This window comes from Sphingomonas caseinilytica (genome assembly GCF_023516455.1).
GTDB lineage: Bacteria > Pseudomonadota > Alphaproteobacteria > Sphingomonadales > Sphingomonadaceae > Sphingomicrobium > Sphingomicrobium caseinilyticum.
The window spans coordinates 736,283-752,249 of the sequence record NZ_JAMGBA010000002.1 but is presented as its reverse complement, the minus strand read 5'-3'; the positions used below and the strand labels follow the sequence as shown (position 1 = coordinate 752,249).

18 protein-coding genes are annotated in these 15,967 nt (G+C 61.3%); 9 read left to right on the top strand and 9 right to left on the bottom strand.

Translation table 11 applies throughout. From position 1 onward, the window contains the following. Positions 1–91 precede the first annotated feature (91 nt). The 4 genes from LZ496_RS10365 to uvrB all read right to left on the bottom strand — a co-directional run bounded on the left by LZ496_RS10365 (position 92) and on the right by uvrB (position 4,420). Positions 92–1,414 (bottom strand): L,D-transpeptidase family protein, encoded by a 1,323-nt coding sequence (locus LZ496_RS10365; protein WP_249904593.1) that lies wholly within the window; start codon positions 1,412–1,414, stop codon positions 92–94. 65 nt (positions 1,415–1,479) lie between these two features. Next, entirely contained in the window at positions 1,480–1,770 is a 291-nt protein-coding gene (locus LZ496_RS10360) for an addiction module antidote protein (protein WP_249904592.1), read from the bottom strand. Next, complete coding sequence (locus LZ496_RS10355; RefSeq protein ID WP_249904590.1) at positions 1,745–2,107, bottom strand: type II toxin-antitoxin system RelE/ParE family toxin; 363 nt, start codon at positions 2,105–2,107, stop codon at positions 1,745–1,747. The genes LZ496_RS10360 and LZ496_RS10355 overlap by 26 nt, the downstream gene beginning before the upstream one ends. A gap of 117 nt (positions 2,108–2,224) precedes the next feature. After that, positions 2,225–4,420 (bottom strand): excinuclease ABC subunit UvrB, encoded by a 2,196-nt coding sequence (gene uvrB, locus LZ496_RS10350; protein ID WP_249904589.1) that lies wholly within the window; start codon positions 4,418–4,420, stop codon positions 2,225–2,227. A 191-nt stretch (positions 4,421–4,611) separates the two neighbouring features. Between uvrB and LZ496_RS10345 the strand changes: the two genes are divergently transcribed. The 3 genes from LZ496_RS10345 to LZ496_RS10335 all read left to right on the top strand — a co-directional run bounded on the left by LZ496_RS10345 (position 4,612) and on the right by LZ496_RS10335 (position 6,310). Next, positions 4,612–5,169 carry a histidine kinase gene (locus tag LZ496_RS10345; RefSeq protein WP_249904587.1) on the top strand — a complete coding sequence of 186 codons (558 nt, stop codon included), beginning with the start codon at positions 4,612–4,614 and terminating at the stop codon, positions 5,167–5,169. 58 nt (positions 5,170–5,227) lie between these two features. Next, positions 5,228–5,752 (top strand): GrpB family protein, encoded by a 525-nt coding sequence (locus tag LZ496_RS10340; RefSeq protein WP_249904586.1) that lies wholly within the window; start codon positions 5,228–5,230, stop codon positions 5,750–5,752. Positions 5,753–5,833: 81 nt separating this feature from the next. Next, entirely contained in the window at positions 5,834–6,310 is a 477-nt protein-coding gene (locus tag LZ496_RS10335) for a DUF6010 family protein (protein WP_249904584.1), read from the top strand. A 13-nt stretch (positions 6,311–6,323) separates the two neighbouring features. Here the strand turns inward: LZ496_RS10335 and LZ496_RS10330 are convergent, their stop codons facing one another. From LZ496_RS10330 to LZ496_RS10320, 3 genes are all read right to left on the bottom strand, one after another. After that, positions 6,324–6,530 (bottom strand): helix-turn-helix domain-containing protein, encoded by a 207-nt coding sequence (locus LZ496_RS10330; RefSeq protein WP_249904583.1) that lies wholly within the window; start codon positions 6,528–6,530, stop codon positions 6,324–6,326. Position 6,531: 1 nt separating this feature from the next. Next, positions 6,532–7,050, bottom strand: coding sequence for a DUF2975 domain-containing protein (locus tag LZ496_RS10325; RefSeq protein ID WP_249904581.1), 519 nt, complete (start codon positions 7,048–7,050; stop codon positions 6,532–6,534). Between the two features lie 77 nt (positions 7,051–7,127). Next, positions 7,128–9,416 carry a putative bifunctional diguanylate cyclase/phosphodiesterase gene (locus LZ496_RS10320; protein ID WP_249904579.1) on the bottom strand — a complete coding sequence of 763 codons (2,289 nt, stop codon included), beginning with the start codon at positions 9,414–9,416 and terminating at the stop codon, positions 7,128–7,130. Positions 9,417–9,643: 227 nt separating this feature from the next. Between LZ496_RS10320 and LZ496_RS10315 the strand changes: the two genes are divergently transcribed. Then, positions 9,644–10,111, top strand: coding sequence for a hypothetical protein (locus tag LZ496_RS10315; protein WP_249904577.1), 468 nt, complete (start codon positions 9,644–9,646; stop codon positions 10,109–10,111). Between the two features lie 118 nt (positions 10,112–10,229). On the opposite strand, the gene LZ496_RS10310 is transcribed toward LZ496_RS10315, so the two are convergent. Then, positions 10,230–10,652, bottom strand: coding sequence for a hypothetical protein (locus LZ496_RS10310; RefSeq protein ID WP_249904576.1), 423 nt, complete (start codon positions 10,650–10,652; stop codon positions 10,230–10,232). A 354-nt stretch (positions 10,653–11,006) separates the two neighbouring features. Between LZ496_RS10310 and LZ496_RS10305 the strand changes: the two genes are divergently transcribed. From LZ496_RS10305 to LZ496_RS10295, 3 genes are all read left to right on the top strand, one after another. Beyond that, entirely contained in the window at positions 11,007–11,168 is a 162-nt protein-coding gene (locus tag LZ496_RS10305; RefSeq protein WP_249904572.1) for a hypothetical protein, read from the top strand. 880 nt (positions 11,169–12,048) lie between these two features. After that, on the top strand, positions 12,049–12,357 hold the full coding sequence (locus LZ496_RS10300) for a hypothetical protein (protein WP_249904571.1): 309 nt from the start codon (positions 12,049–12,051) through the stop codon (positions 12,355–12,357). 67 nt (positions 12,358–12,424) lie between these two features. Next, entirely contained in the window at positions 12,425–12,706 is a 282-nt protein-coding gene (locus LZ496_RS10295) for an HNH endonuclease (RefSeq protein ID WP_249904570.1), read from the top strand. 15 nt (positions 12,707–12,721) lie between these two features. On the opposite strand, the gene LZ496_RS10290 is transcribed toward LZ496_RS10295, so the two are convergent. Beyond that, positions 12,722–13,567, bottom strand: a complete 846-nt coding sequence (locus tag LZ496_RS10290; RefSeq protein WP_249904569.1) for a hypothetical protein — start codon at positions 13,565–13,567, stop codon at positions 12,722–12,724. Between the two features lie 223 nt (positions 13,568–13,790). On the opposite strand from LZ496_RS10290, the gene LZ496_RS10285 reads away from it, so the two are divergent. Both LZ496_RS10285 and LZ496_RS10280 read left to right on the top strand, forming a co-directional pair. Further along, a complete protein-coding gene (locus LZ496_RS10285; protein ID WP_249904567.1) occupies positions 13,791–14,177 on the top strand; it encodes a DUF2501 domain-containing protein in 387 nt (128 codons plus the stop codon). A gap of 179 nt (positions 14,178–14,356) precedes the next feature. Further along, positions 14,357–15,925, top strand: coding sequence for an MASE4 domain-containing protein (locus LZ496_RS10280; RefSeq protein WP_249904566.1), 1,569 nt, complete (start codon positions 14,357–14,359; stop codon positions 15,923–15,925). Positions 15,926–15,967 lie beyond the last annotated feature (42 nt).

The window sequence follows — 15,967 nt, the reverse complement described above, 5'->3', positions numbered from 1 at the left end:
CCCGATTCGTGGGGCGGACCATGGCGCGGCGACGGGTCAGGGCAAAGCCCTGTCGATGAACGGTCGATTCTGGACTGCCGAAGGAGAGGCTTTACGCCTTCGCCGGTTCCCCGCCGCGTTCGGCGAACATCTGCGGCATGGCCAGCGCGTCGAACCCGTAGGGGTCTGGACGGAAGGTGACTCCATTGGGCGTGGCCGCGACGGTCAGATAGGTGAGGTAGATCGGCACCGCCTTCGGCAGCGGGAGATATTGCTCGGGCTGCGAAGAATCCGCCGGCACCCGGCCGAATACCCAGCCGGCGAAGCGATGATAATCCTCCAGCCTGACGCAGCCGTTGCTGATCCAGCGATCGCCCGCGAACTTTTCCTTCAAGGGCGTGTCGTGAAGGTAGATGCCGAAGTCGTTGGGCATTTCGAACTTCATCTCGCCCATCGAATTCCACGGCCCGGGCTTCTGCCGCACGCGGAAGGTCGGGAGCGACTTGCTGGACGCGACCTTCTTCCAGTTGATCGTCTTGGGGTCGACCAGCTGGCCGTTTGCGCTCCAGTCCGACAGAACCTCGTAATGGAAGTTCTGGAAGTAGGAGAGGCCCTGCTCCTTCACCTTCTTTGCGGTAAGTGACTTCACCAGTTCGGGCGGGACGTTCCAGTAAGGGTTGGCCTTGGCGTTGCGCATCAGAACCGCCATCATCGGCGTCTTGGTTTCCTCAGCGCCGACGATCACCCGCATGCTGTCGACCTTGCGGTCACCTGCGAACAAATAGGTTTCGGCGGCGCCGGAATCGACCACCACATAGCGGTCGAACGCCCGCGTCTGCGGAAGGCGGAAAGCGCGTTCCATGTTGATCGCGATCTTCCGGGCATAATAGGTCGAACCGCGATTGAGCGAGGCGATCGTCGCGCGGCCCGCGATGCCGTCAGGCGAACCAAGGCCATGCACAGCCTGATAGTTCGACACCGTCTGGAACAACTGGTCGTCATAGCCGCCCTCAGCCGAAAGCCCGAGGCGAGTACGCAAGGCGGCCACGCGCTTGCCGGTAGACCCGCGCTTCAATGCCGCACCGGCCGGAATCTTGGTCTGTGGCAGGCGGCCCCAGGTGGCCTGATATTGCTGGAGCCCGCGCGCGAGGTCGTTGAACATCGGATTGGGCGCGCCCTGCTTCTTGCTGGCGCTGGGATTGAACAGGCGCTGGAGCCAGTTCTGCGGCTTCTGCTTCTTCCTGGCGACGGTCGACATCTGAGGATCTACGTAAACGAAGTCGATGCCCTGCTTGATGCTGCGCGGAACCGCGACCGGTTCGTCGCCCTTGGGGCCTTGGGCCGCAACGATCGGCGTCGTTACCAGCATCGCCGCCGTCCCGATGATCAGACTATATTTCTTGAACATAAATTTTGCGCCGCGTTTGCGGCGCATTCCCCGAGTGAATTCAGTTACCCAACTCATTGCAAGCATTTGGGTTGCGTGAGCCTGAACGCGGGTTAGGCAGCTCTACGCTGGACGGTCAGTTGCAGCCCCAGGGCATTGAGGACACCAACCAACGTCTCAAGGGTCGGATTGCCGTTCTCGGAGAGCGCATTGTAGAGTGCCTGCCTGCCGACTTTGGCTTTGCGGGCGACTTCGCTCATCCCTTTCGATCGAGCTACATCACCCAGCGCACCAGCAATGTGCTTCGGGTCGTTCCCTTCCATCGCAGCCTCCAGATAATGGAGGATATCCTCCTCCGTCTGAAGGTGTTCGGCCGGGTCAAACGGGTAAAGCTTCAATGCCATCGTCTGCTTCCTTGGCGAGCCTTTTGGCGAGACGAATGTCTCGATCCTGGCTGGCCTTGTCTCCGCCGTTGAGCAGAATGACGAGCACGCCATCCCGCCACATATAATAGATCCGATAACCAGGGCCGAAATGGAGGCGCAGCTCTCGTACGGCGCCTCCAACGGACCTCGTATCTCCAGCATTCCCGCTCGCGAGACGCCGCAGCCGGTCGTCGATCCTCAGTCGAGCCTTTCGGTCACGCAGATCATTGATCCAGTCGCGAAAAACTTCCGTCTGGAGGATCTCAACTTGTCCTTTATACAGGACAGACGGGAAAGATTCAAGGTCGCGCCTCATGCGCTCGGTCTATCGTCCGGTCGAGCTGCGCGCTGTCGAACATTTGCCAAGGCTTGTCGGCGCGAAAGTTCAAAGCGGCCCGGCGCCTACGACCGCGCAGATGTCTGCCGCCCGGCCCTATCGCTTCCCGCCCCAGCGTCGCTGCGTTTTCCCAAAGCCGGTGCGCCGAGTGCCGGGCTTGCCCTGGTTTGAATTGCCGGTTGGCCGAGGCGCGACGCGGTCGGGATCAGGGATGCCGAGCTCGTCCTCTTCGAGCCGGCGGATTTCGTCGCGGAGCCGGGCGGCTTCTTCGAACTCGAGGTCGGCGGCCGCTTTCCGCATCCGCTCTTCAAGCTCGCCGATGTAGGCGCGGAGGTTGTGGCCGACGAGGTGCGGCCTCTCCTCGTCGCCGGTGTCAACGACAACCCCATCGCGGCTAGAGACGTGGGCGATGATGTCGCTGATGTTCCGCTTGATCGTGGCCGGCGTAATGCCGTGCTCCAGATTATAGGCCTGCTGCTTCTCGCGCCGCCGGTCGGTCTCGTTGAGTGCCCGCTCCATGCTGCCCGTCACCCGATCGGCGTAGAGGATGACTTTGCCGTCGACGTTGCGCGCGGCACGGCCGATGGTCTGGATCAGCGAGGTTTCGGATCGCAGGAAGCCTTCCTTGTCGGCATCGAGGATCGCGACCAGACCGCATTCGGGAATGTCGAGGCCTTCGCGAAGCAGGTTGATGCCGACCAGCACATCATAGACGCCAAGCCGAAGATCGCGGATCAGCTCGATACGTTCCAATGTCTCGACATCCGAGTGCATGTAGCGGACCCTCAGGCCCGCCTCATGCAGATATTCGGTGAGATCCTCAGCCATGCGCTTGGTCAGCGTGGTGACCAAGGTCCGATAACCCTTCCGCGCCGTTTCCTTCGCTTCGTGCACAAGATCGTCGACCTGGTCCTCGACCGGCTTGATCTCGACCGGCGGATCGATGAGGCCGGTGGGGCGGATCACCTGCTCCGAAAAGGTGCCGTCGGTTTCGTTCATCTCCCACGGGCCAGGCGTCGCGGAAACGAACACCGATTGCGGGCGCATCGCATCCCATTCGTTGAAGCGTAGCGGGCGGTTGTCGATGCAGCTCGGCAGGCGGAAGCCATATTCGGCGAGCGTGATCTTCCGCCGATGATCGCCGCGCGCCATGGCGCCGATCTGCGGCACCGTCTGGTGGCTTTCGTCGACGAACAGCAGCGCATTGTCAGGCAGATATTCGAACAGGGTCGGCGGCGGTTCGCCCGGCAGGCGGCCGGTGAGGAAGCGCGAGTAATTTTCGATACCCGCGCATGACCCTGTCGCGGCGATCATCTCCAGGTCGAAGTTGGTGCGTTGCTCGAGCCGCTGCGCCTCCAGAAGCCGCCCTTCGGCCTGCAATTCCTTCAGCCGCTCGGCGAGTTCATGCCGGATCGCTTCCATCGCCTGTTTCAGGGTCGGGCCTGGTGTAACATAGTGCGAATTGGCGAACACGCGGACGCTATCGAGGCTGGCGGTCTTCTTGCCGGTCAGCGGATCGAATTCGGTGATCTCTTCAATCTCATCGCCGAAGAAGCTGATCCGCCAGGCGCTGTCCTCATAGTGCGACGGGAAAATCTCCAGGCTGTCGCCGCGAACCCGGAAATTGCCGCGCGCGAAGGCCTGGTCGTTGCGCTTATATTGCAATGCGACGAGCTTCCGGATGATCTCGCGCTGGTCGACGCTTTCTCCCTTCTTCAGATCGAAGATCATCGCCGAATAGGTTTCGACAGAGCCGATGCCGTAGAGGCAGGAAACCGAGGCCACGATGATGACGTCGTCCCGCTCCAGGAGCGATCGCGTCGCCGAGTGGCGCATCCGATCGATCGCCTCGTTCACCGAGCTTTCCTTCTCGATGTAGGTGTCGGACCGGGGGACGTAGGCCTCCGGCTGGTAATAGTCATAGTAGCTGACGAAATATTCGACCGCATTGTCGGGGAAGAAGCTCTTGAACTCCCCATAGAGCTGTGCGGCGAGGATCTTATTGGGCGCCAGCACCAGCGCGGGTCGCTGGGTCGCCTGGATGACCTGCGCCATCGTATAGGTCTTGCCGGACCCTGTGACGCCCAGCAGAACCTGGCTGACCTCGCCATTGTCGCTGATGCCTTCGACCAGCTCCTTGATCGCGGTGGGCTGGTCACCCGATGGCTGATAGTCCGATTTCAGCTCGAACCGTTTGCCGCCGTCCGACTTGTCCGGCCGCTGGGGCCGGTGCGGAACGAAGGTTTCGCCGGTCTCGGGCTCGGCGAGCGAAGTTCGGATTTGAATCGCCATGGCCGCCACATATGGGGACGCAATTGGCGGGCGGCAATCGAATGGAGCGCAGGGCCTCGCCAAAGGGGAGCGCATGCCCTACTCATGGATTTTCCCGGCCGGCTTGTCAGGGAGATTCGCGATATGAATCGCGTCGCCCCGTGGTATCCACGTTTCCGGGTCTTGGGCGCCAACCCATTGGGAGGCGTTTTGTGAGTCGTGCCGAATTGCTGAGGCGGCTATTGGCGCCGTCGATCACGGGTGCCCGGGCGTTCGCCTTGGTCACCCTGCTCATTGCGATACCAACGCTGATCCGCGCTGCCGTGAACGGATTCGTCACCGGCTGCGAATTTTCGGTGTTCCTGCCCTTTGTCCTCGCTGCGGCCGTCTTCATGGAATGGCGCTATGCGGCGATCGTGGCCTTGGGTTCGGTTGGCCTTGCCGATTATCTGTTCATGACGCACGCGTCATTCTTCAGCGGGCCGTGCGACGTCTATGTCGTCGGCATTTTCCTGACCAGCTCCACGCTGATCATCAGCCTGGTGCAGTTCGTCCGCATGAGGTTCGCCGGAATCATCAGCACCGACCGGTCGGATTTCGCATCAGGCCAGGTGGTCTTCAGCCTTGAAAACAACCAGGCGTGGGCCGGCTGGCACGGCCGCAAGACGATGGTGCAGCTCGGGAAGAAAGACGATGTCGCTGAGATGATGGAAGATTTCCTGGCGCAGCTGGAACTCGCCGAGCGGCTCAATTCCCCGCGGCGCGATTGATCGCAATCTCAGTAACTTTCCTGCTTGAAGCCCGCCTTCATTCCGCGCACGAAAGGGTATGCTGCCGCCTTACGCAGTCCGGCTTCTTCCCCACGATCCCGAGTGGGCCGACCAGGCCAGCCGGGAGGAAACCCGCATCCTGAAAGCGGTGTGGCCGGCGATCGTCGAAATGCATCATGTCGGATCGACGGCCATTCCCGGCATCGCGGCCAAGCCGATCATCGACCTGGTGGGCGTCGGCCCCGACCTCGAGACGATCGAGGCCGCGCGGCCGAAGATCGAAGCGCTCGGTTATGAGTGGCATGGCGAATATGGGCTGGAAGGCCGGCGCTTCTGTACGCTTTGCGATCCGGTGACTGGCCTGCGCAAGTTCCACCTGCATTGCTATGCCGCGGGCGACCACAGTATCCACCGGCATTTGGCGTTCCGCGATTATCTTCGCGCCCGGCCCGCCATGGCGGAGGCCTATCAGCAGATGAAAGAGGATTGCGCGGCCAAGCATCCCAATGACAGCAACGCCTACACCATCTGCAAGGACTGCTGGATCAAGAAGACCGAAGCCGAAGCGCTGAAACATTATTAGGCGCGGCGCAAAGGACATTTGACTCCGTACCACGGTACGGAAGCTAAAGAGCTTCCGACTCGGATGAAAAGGGAGATCGAAATGTCCTCGTCGGTAGCCGTTCAATTGGACCATTCAGGCCATGCGCATCAGCATGGCAACGCATCGGTATTCGCACGGCGGCCGATCCTGACCGGCGTTGCCGTCGGTATCGGCTCGCTCGCCCCGCATTTCTTCCTGCCAGTGCAGGCGTCGCTCGGCTTCGCGGCGGTGCTGATCGCCCTCATTGCGGGCATTTACTTCGGCTTCGCGGTGATGAACGGATCGGCCCGCGACCAGTTCGTCGAATTCAACGTCACCGGCCTGTTCGCGGTCACCGCCTTGCTCGGCCTGCTGTTGTGGCCGATCCTGCTTGCACTGGCTTATTTCGGCCATGCGCTGTGGGATCTCGCGCACCACAACAAGTCGCGGCTGTCGCTGGTCAAGATCCCGACTTGGTATGTGCCGTGGTGCGTGGTGATCGACGTGATCATCGGCGTTGGCCTCATCGCCATCTGGACCGCGCACGGAATCCTCTAACCTCGCCGCTTCGTCAGTCGGGCCGATACTCCAGTAGATCGCCCGGCTGACACGCCAGGACGGTGCAAATCGCCTCCAAGGTCGAAAAGCGGATTGCGCGCGCCTTGCCGGTCTTCAGGATCGACAGGTTGGCGAGCGTGATGTCGATCCGTTCGGCGAGCTCGGTCAGCGTCATCCGCCTCTCGTGCAGCAAATCGTCGAGCTTGACGGCGATCGCCATTTCACACCGTTCCTTCAAGATCTTCGCGCATCAGCGTTCCTTCGGCGAATACGCGCGCAAGGACGAAGCAGAGGATGATCGCGAGCCAGCTGTTCGCCGAGAACCCAGCGTCCAGGTGGAACGGATGCTCTTCGGTCGAGATGATCCGGCCTATCCCCGCAATGGTCATGCTGATCAGCTGAAGCGCCACCAGTAGCCATGCGATCGCGTGCAACCGGTAGGCATTATCGGCCACGAACGGATCGCCCGCGCGCACCGTATCGACCATTTTTAAGAGCCGTTTGAAGATCTGGTAATTGATCGGCACGGTCGCGATGCCGAGCGCCGCAATACCCCGCATCGCCCACATCACCTGCACCGCGTCCGACATGCCGGAGACGCCCAGCGCCTTCATCGTCCAGGACTCGTTGATGAAGGTGAAGGCGAGAAGCGCGAGGATGCAGGCGCCGAAGATCCAGTTGAGCAGCACCAGGATGCGCAGGAACACATAGGCAAGGGGCAGCGCGGTGGAATGTCGCATCGGAAACTCCCGAATCACTTATCGATAAACAATATGTTATATATCGTTTATCGGCAAGTATCTCGAAGTTTCCGCATTCAGGCCCGCTTCGCGATGGCCTCTATCGTCATCTGCCGGACCGCTTCCGCCGCCGCAGCCCTTGAGTAGAGGTAACCTTGCCCGGTTTCACAGCCCAGACCGATCAGATACATTTCCTGTTCGACCGTCTCGACGCCCTCGGCGATGATTTCGATGCCCAGACTATGGCCGAGGGTAACGATCGCCTTGGTGATCGCCTCCGCCTCCTCGTTGGACCCGATCCCGCGGATGAATGACTTGTCGATCTTCAGGGCATCGACCGGGAACTGCATCAGATGCGCAAGCGAAGCGTAGCCCGTCCCGAAATCGTCCAGCGCGATCCGGAGGCCTGCGCGGCTAAGCTGCCGAAGCGCGCGTTCGACATGGTCGGCGCCGCGCCCGAGGAAGACCGTCTCCGTCACTTCGATCTGCAGGGAGGCGGGAGGTATATTGCTCCGTTCGATCGTCTCCAGCAGCTCCTCCGCGAACTTGCCGGAGCGGAACTGGGCCGCCGCGACATTGATCGCCACATGGCCGAACTCGACGCCATTCTCGATCCAGCCCCCGATGTCGGCAAGCGTCTGGTCGATCATGCATTTGCTGATCGCCTGCGACAGGACCGGATCGTCGAACGCCGCCCTGAGCTGTGCTGGAGGGCGCAGCCGCTCTTCCGCATCCCGCCACCGCAGCAGCGATTCAAAACCGACAATCGCCCCGGTCCGAAGGCAAACCTTGGGCTGGTAGTGCGGCACGATATTGTTCGAGGTGAGCGCGTCCCGCGCGCTGGCCATCATCGACGTCCGTGTCCGGAACTCATTCCGCATCGAACTTTCGAAAAGCTTCAGCTGCCCGCGCCCGGCCGCCTTCGCGGAATAGAGCGCGATATCCGCCGACTTCATCAATTCCGATCGCTCCGTGCCGCCCGCGGGCGACAGGCTTGCGCCGATGCTCGCATTGCACTCGATCAAGCGACCTTCATGCGCGAACGGCAGGTGCAGCGCGGCGTAGATCTTCTCAGCCGCCGCGTGGACATCCTGCTCCTTGCGCGCCTGCAGGACGATCGCGAACTCATCACCGCCGAGGCGGGCAATCAGATCCTCTGACCGTACGGCGCTCCTCAACCGGCTGGCGAAGGTGCAGAGCAGCGCGTCGCCGGCGTCATGGCCCAGCGTGTCGTTGACGAACTTGAAGTTGTCGATGTCGAGGACCAGCAGCGCATAGCCGTCCGACGCATGTTGTCCCGATGCGCAGTCCTGCAGGTGGTTCTGAAGGACGATGCGGTTGGGAAGCCCGGTCAGCGGATCGTGATTGGCCATCCACAAGGCGCGCTCTTCCGACACCTTCTGATGCGTAATGTCGCGGGCCACGATCAGGATCATCCGGCTGTCGTCCGCCACCCGTGACACCGCGAGATCGAACCACCGCCGGCCGTCTTCGGCGCAATGCGCAACGGTCAGGCGCGGCGTTTCCCCGGCTGCCGCCCGGTCCAGCGCCTGCATGGCCTCGAAACGGCTTTCCGGCGGCAGTAGGTCGAGCCAGGCGAGCCCGATGTTCGCATCCGATTCTCCCCGCCGGCCCTGCGGCCGGTTGCAGAACTGAATGCGCCGGTCCTCGTCGAGCAGCAGCGTATAGTCGGGGCTCGATTCCAGGATGCTGCGATTGAACGCCTCGCTTTTCTCCAGCGCGTCCTGCGCGATCATCCGGTCGACCATCACCGAGTTGATGCGGAATGCCGCAGCCCCGATCGTCACCATGTAGATCGGAAGCTGGACGGTTATGACCATGATGATCGCCTGGTCGGCGAACAGCGCCGCCACCGCGCAGGGGAGCAGGCTCAGCATCATCATGAAGATCGCCAGTCGCGGCGTGCAGAAGTTGCGAAGGCAAATCCCCGATACCATCGCCGCCGCCGACAGGCAGGTGATGGTCGCCAATACCCAGTCGTTGCTCGCCAGGCTGATGAAGGCGCCGAATCCGACCGACCCGGCCCAGCAGCAGGACAGGATGACGGGCAGCGTGATCGAGGTCTCCCGCCCTTCCGCCTGTGCCCGCCGCCCCGCGATCAGCACGAACAGCCGGACGACGCCCAGGATCAGCTCGGTCGCAAGCCAAATGATAAACGGCGCGGTCGGATGGCGCGACGTTGCGATCGCGGCGACGACGATGCTGTTGATGACCCCACCCAGGAAGATCGGGAGGGAGGTGAAGAGCCCGCTGGTCAGCTTGTTCGCGATCGCACCGTCGATCTGCCGGCCCGGCGCGGTGAGCCAGCGGACCGCCTTCGAATTGGAATAGAATACTGGCTGCAAGGCTGGGACCTGCCGTTGTAGGAATTGGGTAAGGCAGCGCCGCTACCGGGACTGCGCGAATGCCATTGCCCGGCGTCGGTTAAGAACGGCTGAAATAGCCATTTCGGATCAATCTTTTGAGGCGGCCCGTTGAACGCATTTGCGCTTGTCCGCCGCCCTCAATATTAGATGCGAAACGGATCAAAATCCCGGCCAAGGTCAGGAAATCGGGTTTATCGTCGACAAGCGTGCTTCACCAAACCAACTTTCGGGCCAAGGAGCCGCTGGCGCTGCATCATAGCTGGCCGATCAGCGAGCGCGCGCGCTATTTCGAAATGGGCAGCATCCTCAGCAGCGCGGTGATCGACGCCATCCAGCCAGAGCAGGTGGGTGAACTCGGTTTCCTCCACGTCGGCTGCTGGGAGTGCGACCTTAGCGACAACAGCCTGGTGTGGTCGGGCGGAGTCTACGACCTGTTCGGAATGCCCCGGGGCGCCCCAGTTACGCGCGAGGACGCCGTCGCGCTTTACAGCGAAGAGTCCCGCGCCGCGATGGAGCGGCTGCGGTCCTACGCGATCAAGCATGGGCGCGGTTTCACCATCGATACCGAAATCCACCCGTTCGCCGGAAAGTCCCGCTGGATGCGCCTCATCGCCGCCCCGGTGTGCGAGGATGGCCGCGTGACAAAGCTGCACGGGCTGAAGCTTAGCATTTGAGTTGAGGCACAGGCTTCCGAGCCCAAACTCGCCGTGCCAGCGGAAGCTGGGACCGCTTCCGAAGTATCAGCTAATGACCGCTATCGGTGGAAGACGGCTATTGTGACGCGAAGCCAGGCTAGTCAGATTTGAGCCGGATTTGCGAGCGGAACTTGGCCAGCGCGGCATCGACTGCCCGCTTGTCGGAACAACTCTTTACCTTCATTGCGAGCGTCACCACTACCTCGCGGTTGTGATCTGACGTGCTCTTGAGATGTTGCTCGAGCGCTAGATCGCCGACAGGGTTCCAGCCCCGATCGGCGAGCCATTTGAGATCATGTTCTTCCGCAACGTCGGTTGCGGCTATACGCGCACATTGAGAGCGCAACCGGAAGCCGGCCCAAGGCGAGCTGGGCAGGTTGTCGTAATTCGACGCACCGCTGTCGTCGGCGACTCTTTCGGCATGAAGCATGACGACGGCGTTCTTGCCCGCCAGCGCCGCCAGGCTGACCTCATATGGATGGCCCTCGAAAATCGCGTGGCGGCTGGTTGGCGCTAGCACTCGGAACCCGTTCGGCGCCCGAACCCCCACTGGAACGCCGTTCGACGATTTCAGGGCGGTGCCCGCTACGACTATATATCGGAAGGGTGCGGGGCCGGCAGCAACACACATGGCAGAAATCAGTACGAATATTGTCGACCGCACGGGCCGTCTCCCGGGTACGATTTGGTGCAAATCTAGCATATGGTATGATGGAGTCTATTTTCTGCCGGCGGCGGGTCGAAATCGGTCATCAGCCGCTAATGTCCGCAATGGGTGGAAAGCGGACACTGGTGTCCAGTGTGTTAAAAGGGTTATGCGAAGATATGGCGAGTGACCCGCTTGGGAATATCCTGGACCTAGGAAGGGTTGCGTATGAACACAGAGGAGTACTCAGCCGAGTATTTCCGGCGGCGGGAAGCCGAAGAGCGCAAATTGGCTGAGAAGACTCAGTCCGATGAAATCAAAGCAATTCATTCGGCATTGGCTGAAAACTACCAGGCCGCTGCCGAAGAGGTTGAGCGCGCGGAGCAATAAAAGACCCGCCACGGCATAGTTGGAACGCGGCGGGTCTTGTACGCATGGAGGGGTTTCCCCGAGCCAAACGCTTTACCCTCGCTGTTGTTGCGTTTTGATGGCGATCGGCAACTAACCGGTGACGACCGCGTTTTGTCGGCAAGCTCCCCAATCATTGATATCGAAGGGAACATGCCCGCCGGAATGTAGCGTAGTCCGGCGGGCTTTTTTGCGCTCCTTCATCGCTTGATGATATATTGGGACAGCACTAATCGTCCCTTGGCCCATCGAGGGGAGAGGTGTGCCGCTTGGTCGGACGTCTTCGACCAGCCCCCGATGTGTTGGGGATTTCCGACCAAGTTCGTAGAGTGTCGCGTGGACTGGGAACGCTTCATCTTTCTCGTTCCGTTTGTGTGGGTGGGATACCTCTGGTGGCGTCAGCGTCGCCAGTGAGTGATGTTGCAAAATTCCAGTTAGGTGATTTACTCAACACTCTTGTGACATAACCACTTCATTCTAAATAATAATTGTGCCAGACAGGCATTCGAGTGATGCGTCCGGGGGTGCGTGCGTGACAGTGGAAACTGGCGAGGCGGATTATTATCGCCGGCGCGAACAAGACCAGCGAAAATTGGCCGATCAGGCCAGCTCACCGTCAATCCGAAACATTCATTTGGATATGGCGGACCGTTATCGCGAAATGGCCCAGGAGGCTCAACTCAATCTCACGGGGCAAGACCGGGACCTTCCGCCTTCCGATGATACTGCAGCGTCACCATAATCGTCGTAATTGGCGCGAGGCTATTGGCAACTTTGGGTGGAAAGCGGTCATTGACCAATCACTCGGCCAAGGCATTATCGGTAACGGCGCTTGGCTGCGCCGCGTCAAGGAGGGCCGGCGATGCACCCAGTTCCCAAATCGCCCACGGAAGGACTTGCGATCTATCTCGACCCAGCCTCAGAGGAATGGGAGCGCGATTACGCAGCCCTGATGATTGGCGAATTGGAGGAAGGCCGAGCCGCCCTGCTTGCTACCGCGCGGGACAGCAATGAGAGCGCGATGTTGCAGCAGCGGGCGGCTGAAGTCCTGTCGTTTGCCTGGCGGGACCTGGGCGTGCTGATGACAGCGGATATCTCAGGCTTCGCGCCCTTTGCTCTTCAGGAGATTAGATTCCGGCGCGGCGAAGGGCCGCCCTTCGAACCCAAGTAGCCACAACCCGAATGTCCGCAATGGGTCGAAAGCGGACATTGGCATTAGACCAATGTAAATGCCGCAAATGGCCGAACCAGGCATACCGCATTGCTGGCTCTGCGCGCGCCCGCTCGGCCAGCGGATCGAGTGGCATCATCCTGTCCCGAAAAGTCGCGGCGGGAGAGAGAAGCGGGCGATCCATCCGATCTGCCACCGAACGCTTCATGCGCGCTTTTCCAATGCGGAGCTGGAGCGGATCGGGGATGCGCCGGGCACGCTTCGCAGTGACGAGGAAATCGCGCGCTTTCTCATATGGATCGCGAACAAGGACCCGGATTTTCACGCGCCGACCCATCGCCGCAAATAGATCGACGTGACGGGGCTATTCCTGCTTCGCCGCCGGTTGCTGTCCTCCTGAAGGATCCGGCACCGTCACATAAACGATCGTGTCGCCTTCATATTGCGGCTCGTAATAGTTGCCGCCGCAACTGTAATAATAGAGGTCGTTCCAATAATAGGGCGGGCAGTCCGCGGGCAGGTAGTAATAGGTCGAACCGATCGCCACCGCCGTGGCAACTGCTCCGATCGCGATACCGGCCGCTATCGGATGGTCGATCCATCCGCCGCCGCCGTCGCTGCATTTCGGGCAATCGGGCCGCCACTGCGTACCCGATCCGCCTTGGCCGGGGCGCTCGACTGGCAGCTGCCCCGCCGATCCACCGCCGCCAGGCCTGTTGGCCGGTAGTTGTGTACCCGATCCGCCGCTCCCGGGTCGGTTGGCCGGCAATTGCGACGCCGAACCGCCGCTGCCAGGCCGATTGGCAGGCAGTTGGCTGGCCGATCCCCCGCTGCCAGGCGTCCGGGTCATCGAGCCCCAATCCGTGCCCGAACCGCTGCCGCCCGGTCGATCCAGATTGGAAGGCTTGTTGTCCAGCCCCGAAGGCTTGCTGTAATTGCCGTCGCGGCTGAACGTCCCGCCCGAGCGATAGCTGCCCGACCCCCGATCAAAGCTACCTCGGCCAAAGCTGCTACCGCCGCCGCCGCGGCCCATGCTCATCGATCCACCGCCCCGCATGCCGCCGCCGCCACGGAACCCGCCGCCGCCAAAACCGCGAGCGTCGACGTCTGGGGTGAGCATCGCGAGCGTCGCAAGCAATACGCCCGACCAGGCTATTCCACGCCAGGCCGGCTTCAGCTGCTTTCGTCCATGGTATGCCCGAGCGTCCATGACTCCTACTCCTGGACTGTCGAATGGAATTCAGCTCACGCTAGACGGCAATTTGCGATCTTGGACCATCGGGATTCTTCCCCATCGGAACGGATGCGATGTGAGAGCGTGGAATGGGTGGAAAGCGCCCATTGCCGATCTCGGTGGAAACGGCTTCGGCATTCAGGATTCCCCCGATTGTGGGACATCTGCGCCGTTCCTAGGACGGGTGTCGGAGGCTGCCATGTCGAACCGAACAGCGGTGCCCGCTTTCGTAACCTTGCTGATCTGCTCCTTTTCGAGCGCGATTGGTCAGGGGATTCCGTCGATTCCGGGCGCGACATCGATCATGAAGGGGCTGCCGAACGTCTCCTCGATAAGCCCGGGAAACGCCGCCGGTGTCCTCAGCTATTGCATGAAGAACAAGGTGTTGAGCGGAGGAGGCGCCACAAGCGCGCTCAATGGGCTGATGAAGAAGCCCGGCGTTGCTTCGTCGAGCGGCTACGCGTCCGGACAGGCAGGCAATATCCTGACGGGCCAGGGTCAGAAATTCTCCCTGAACCAGGTCCCCAGCCAAATGAAGTCGCAGGCCTGCAACGCCGTCCTGAAACAGGCGCCAAAGCTCCTCTAGGGAAACCTCACCCCGACGTCCGGAGTGGCGGGGAATAGCCACTAGGTCATTAGCCAATGACGGCGATGGATCAAACGAGGCGATTCAGTTGCCAAGGCTCGGGTCGCCATATGGCGCAAGCGGGGAAACGCCACTATGAGCGTCTTCGTCCACCAATGTGCCGCCTGTGGGGGGAAATCATGGCGCAGGACCGTTTGGGGCTGTTCGATACTCCGCCAAGCCGGGCCGAAACCCGGCTAAGCATCGCGATTGTCGGGCTTCTGTTCGCAAGCCTCGCCGTGATCCTGCCCCTGCAAGACATAAGATTGCGCGAAGTCGATGCGTTCATTCCGATCATCGACGCAATCTTGTTCGTCAGCGAGCTGATTACCGCTGCGCTGCTCTACGCCCAGGCCGCGGTTTTCCGCTCGCGGGCCCTGACGATATTGGCGACCAGCTTTGTCCTGGCAGCGTTGCTCCTGATCCCCCATCTCCTCACCTTCCCGGGCAGTTTCGCACCGGAAGGACTGCTTGGAGCCGGGGTCAACACGACGGCATGGCTGTTTACGATCCGGCGGGCCGCGCTCCCACTTGCCGTCATCGCCTATGTCTACCTCCGGCAGGCGGATGTTTCTTCTCCGCCATGGACGGAGCGTCAGCCCGAGAGGATCATACCGTGGCTGTTGGGAGCCGCGGCCGTGGCAACGGCAATCACCTTGCTGACCACCGTCGGGCACGATCTGCTCCCGCCCTTCTACACGAACAATGTCGACCGCGTTCAGCATTACGCGTCGCTCTATCATTTCATCGTCTTCGCATTCTATGCCGGTGCGACCATCGTGCTGCTTAACAAGCGCAACTCGGTGCTCGACATGTGGCTGCTGGTCGCCTTGTTCGGCTGGCTGTTCCAGTCGCTGCTCAACGTGGTGATCCCCGCTCGGTTCACGGTTGGCTGGTACGGGCTGTTCACCTTGATGCTGGTCTCCAACCTCATCGTCATGCTTGCATTGATCGCGGAGACTGGCTGGCTCTACTCGCGGCTAGCGCTGTCGACCGCCGTTCAGCGGCGTGAACGCCAGGCCCGGCTGATGTCGATGGACGCGGTTACTGCCGCCATCGCCCATGAGGTTGGGCAGCCTCTCACCGCAGTTACCCTCAATGCGTCTGCCGGATTGAACAGCCTGACGGGGCCAGAGCCAGATGTCGAAAAGGCAATCCAGGCTCTGCGCGCCGTCAGCGATTCCGGAAAGCGAACCTTCGATGTCGTCAGGAGCATCCGGGCGATGTTCGCCAAGGGAGCGCACGAGGAGACCGAATTCGATCTCAACGACCTTGTGCGCGAGACGGCGTCGCTGATGGACCGGGAAATGGCGGTCAAGAAAGTCTCGGTGGAACTTGCGCTGAATGACGCGCTGCCGATGATCAAGGCCGATCGGGTCCAGATGCAGCGGGTGCTGGTAAACCTCTTCTCCAACGCGATTGATTCCCTCAGGATCGGCAGAGGACGACCTCGCCGCATCGCCATCCGGTCCGCACTGTCGGACGGCAAGGGCATATTGCTTGAAGTCAGCGACACCGGCACTGGAATCGAACCGGATGTGCTCCAGCACATCTTCGAACCCTTCTTCTCGACGAAGGCTGCCGGCAGGGGTTTGGGCCTGCCGCTGTGCCGAACCATCGTCGAAGAACATGGCGGGCGACTCTGGGCCTCGCCCGGCGAAGAATTTGGGGCGATCTTTCACCTCCAGCTCCCGCGCCGCCGCCAATAGCCCGCGATTTGCGGATCGCGGGCGTTGACGCGGTAGATGCGG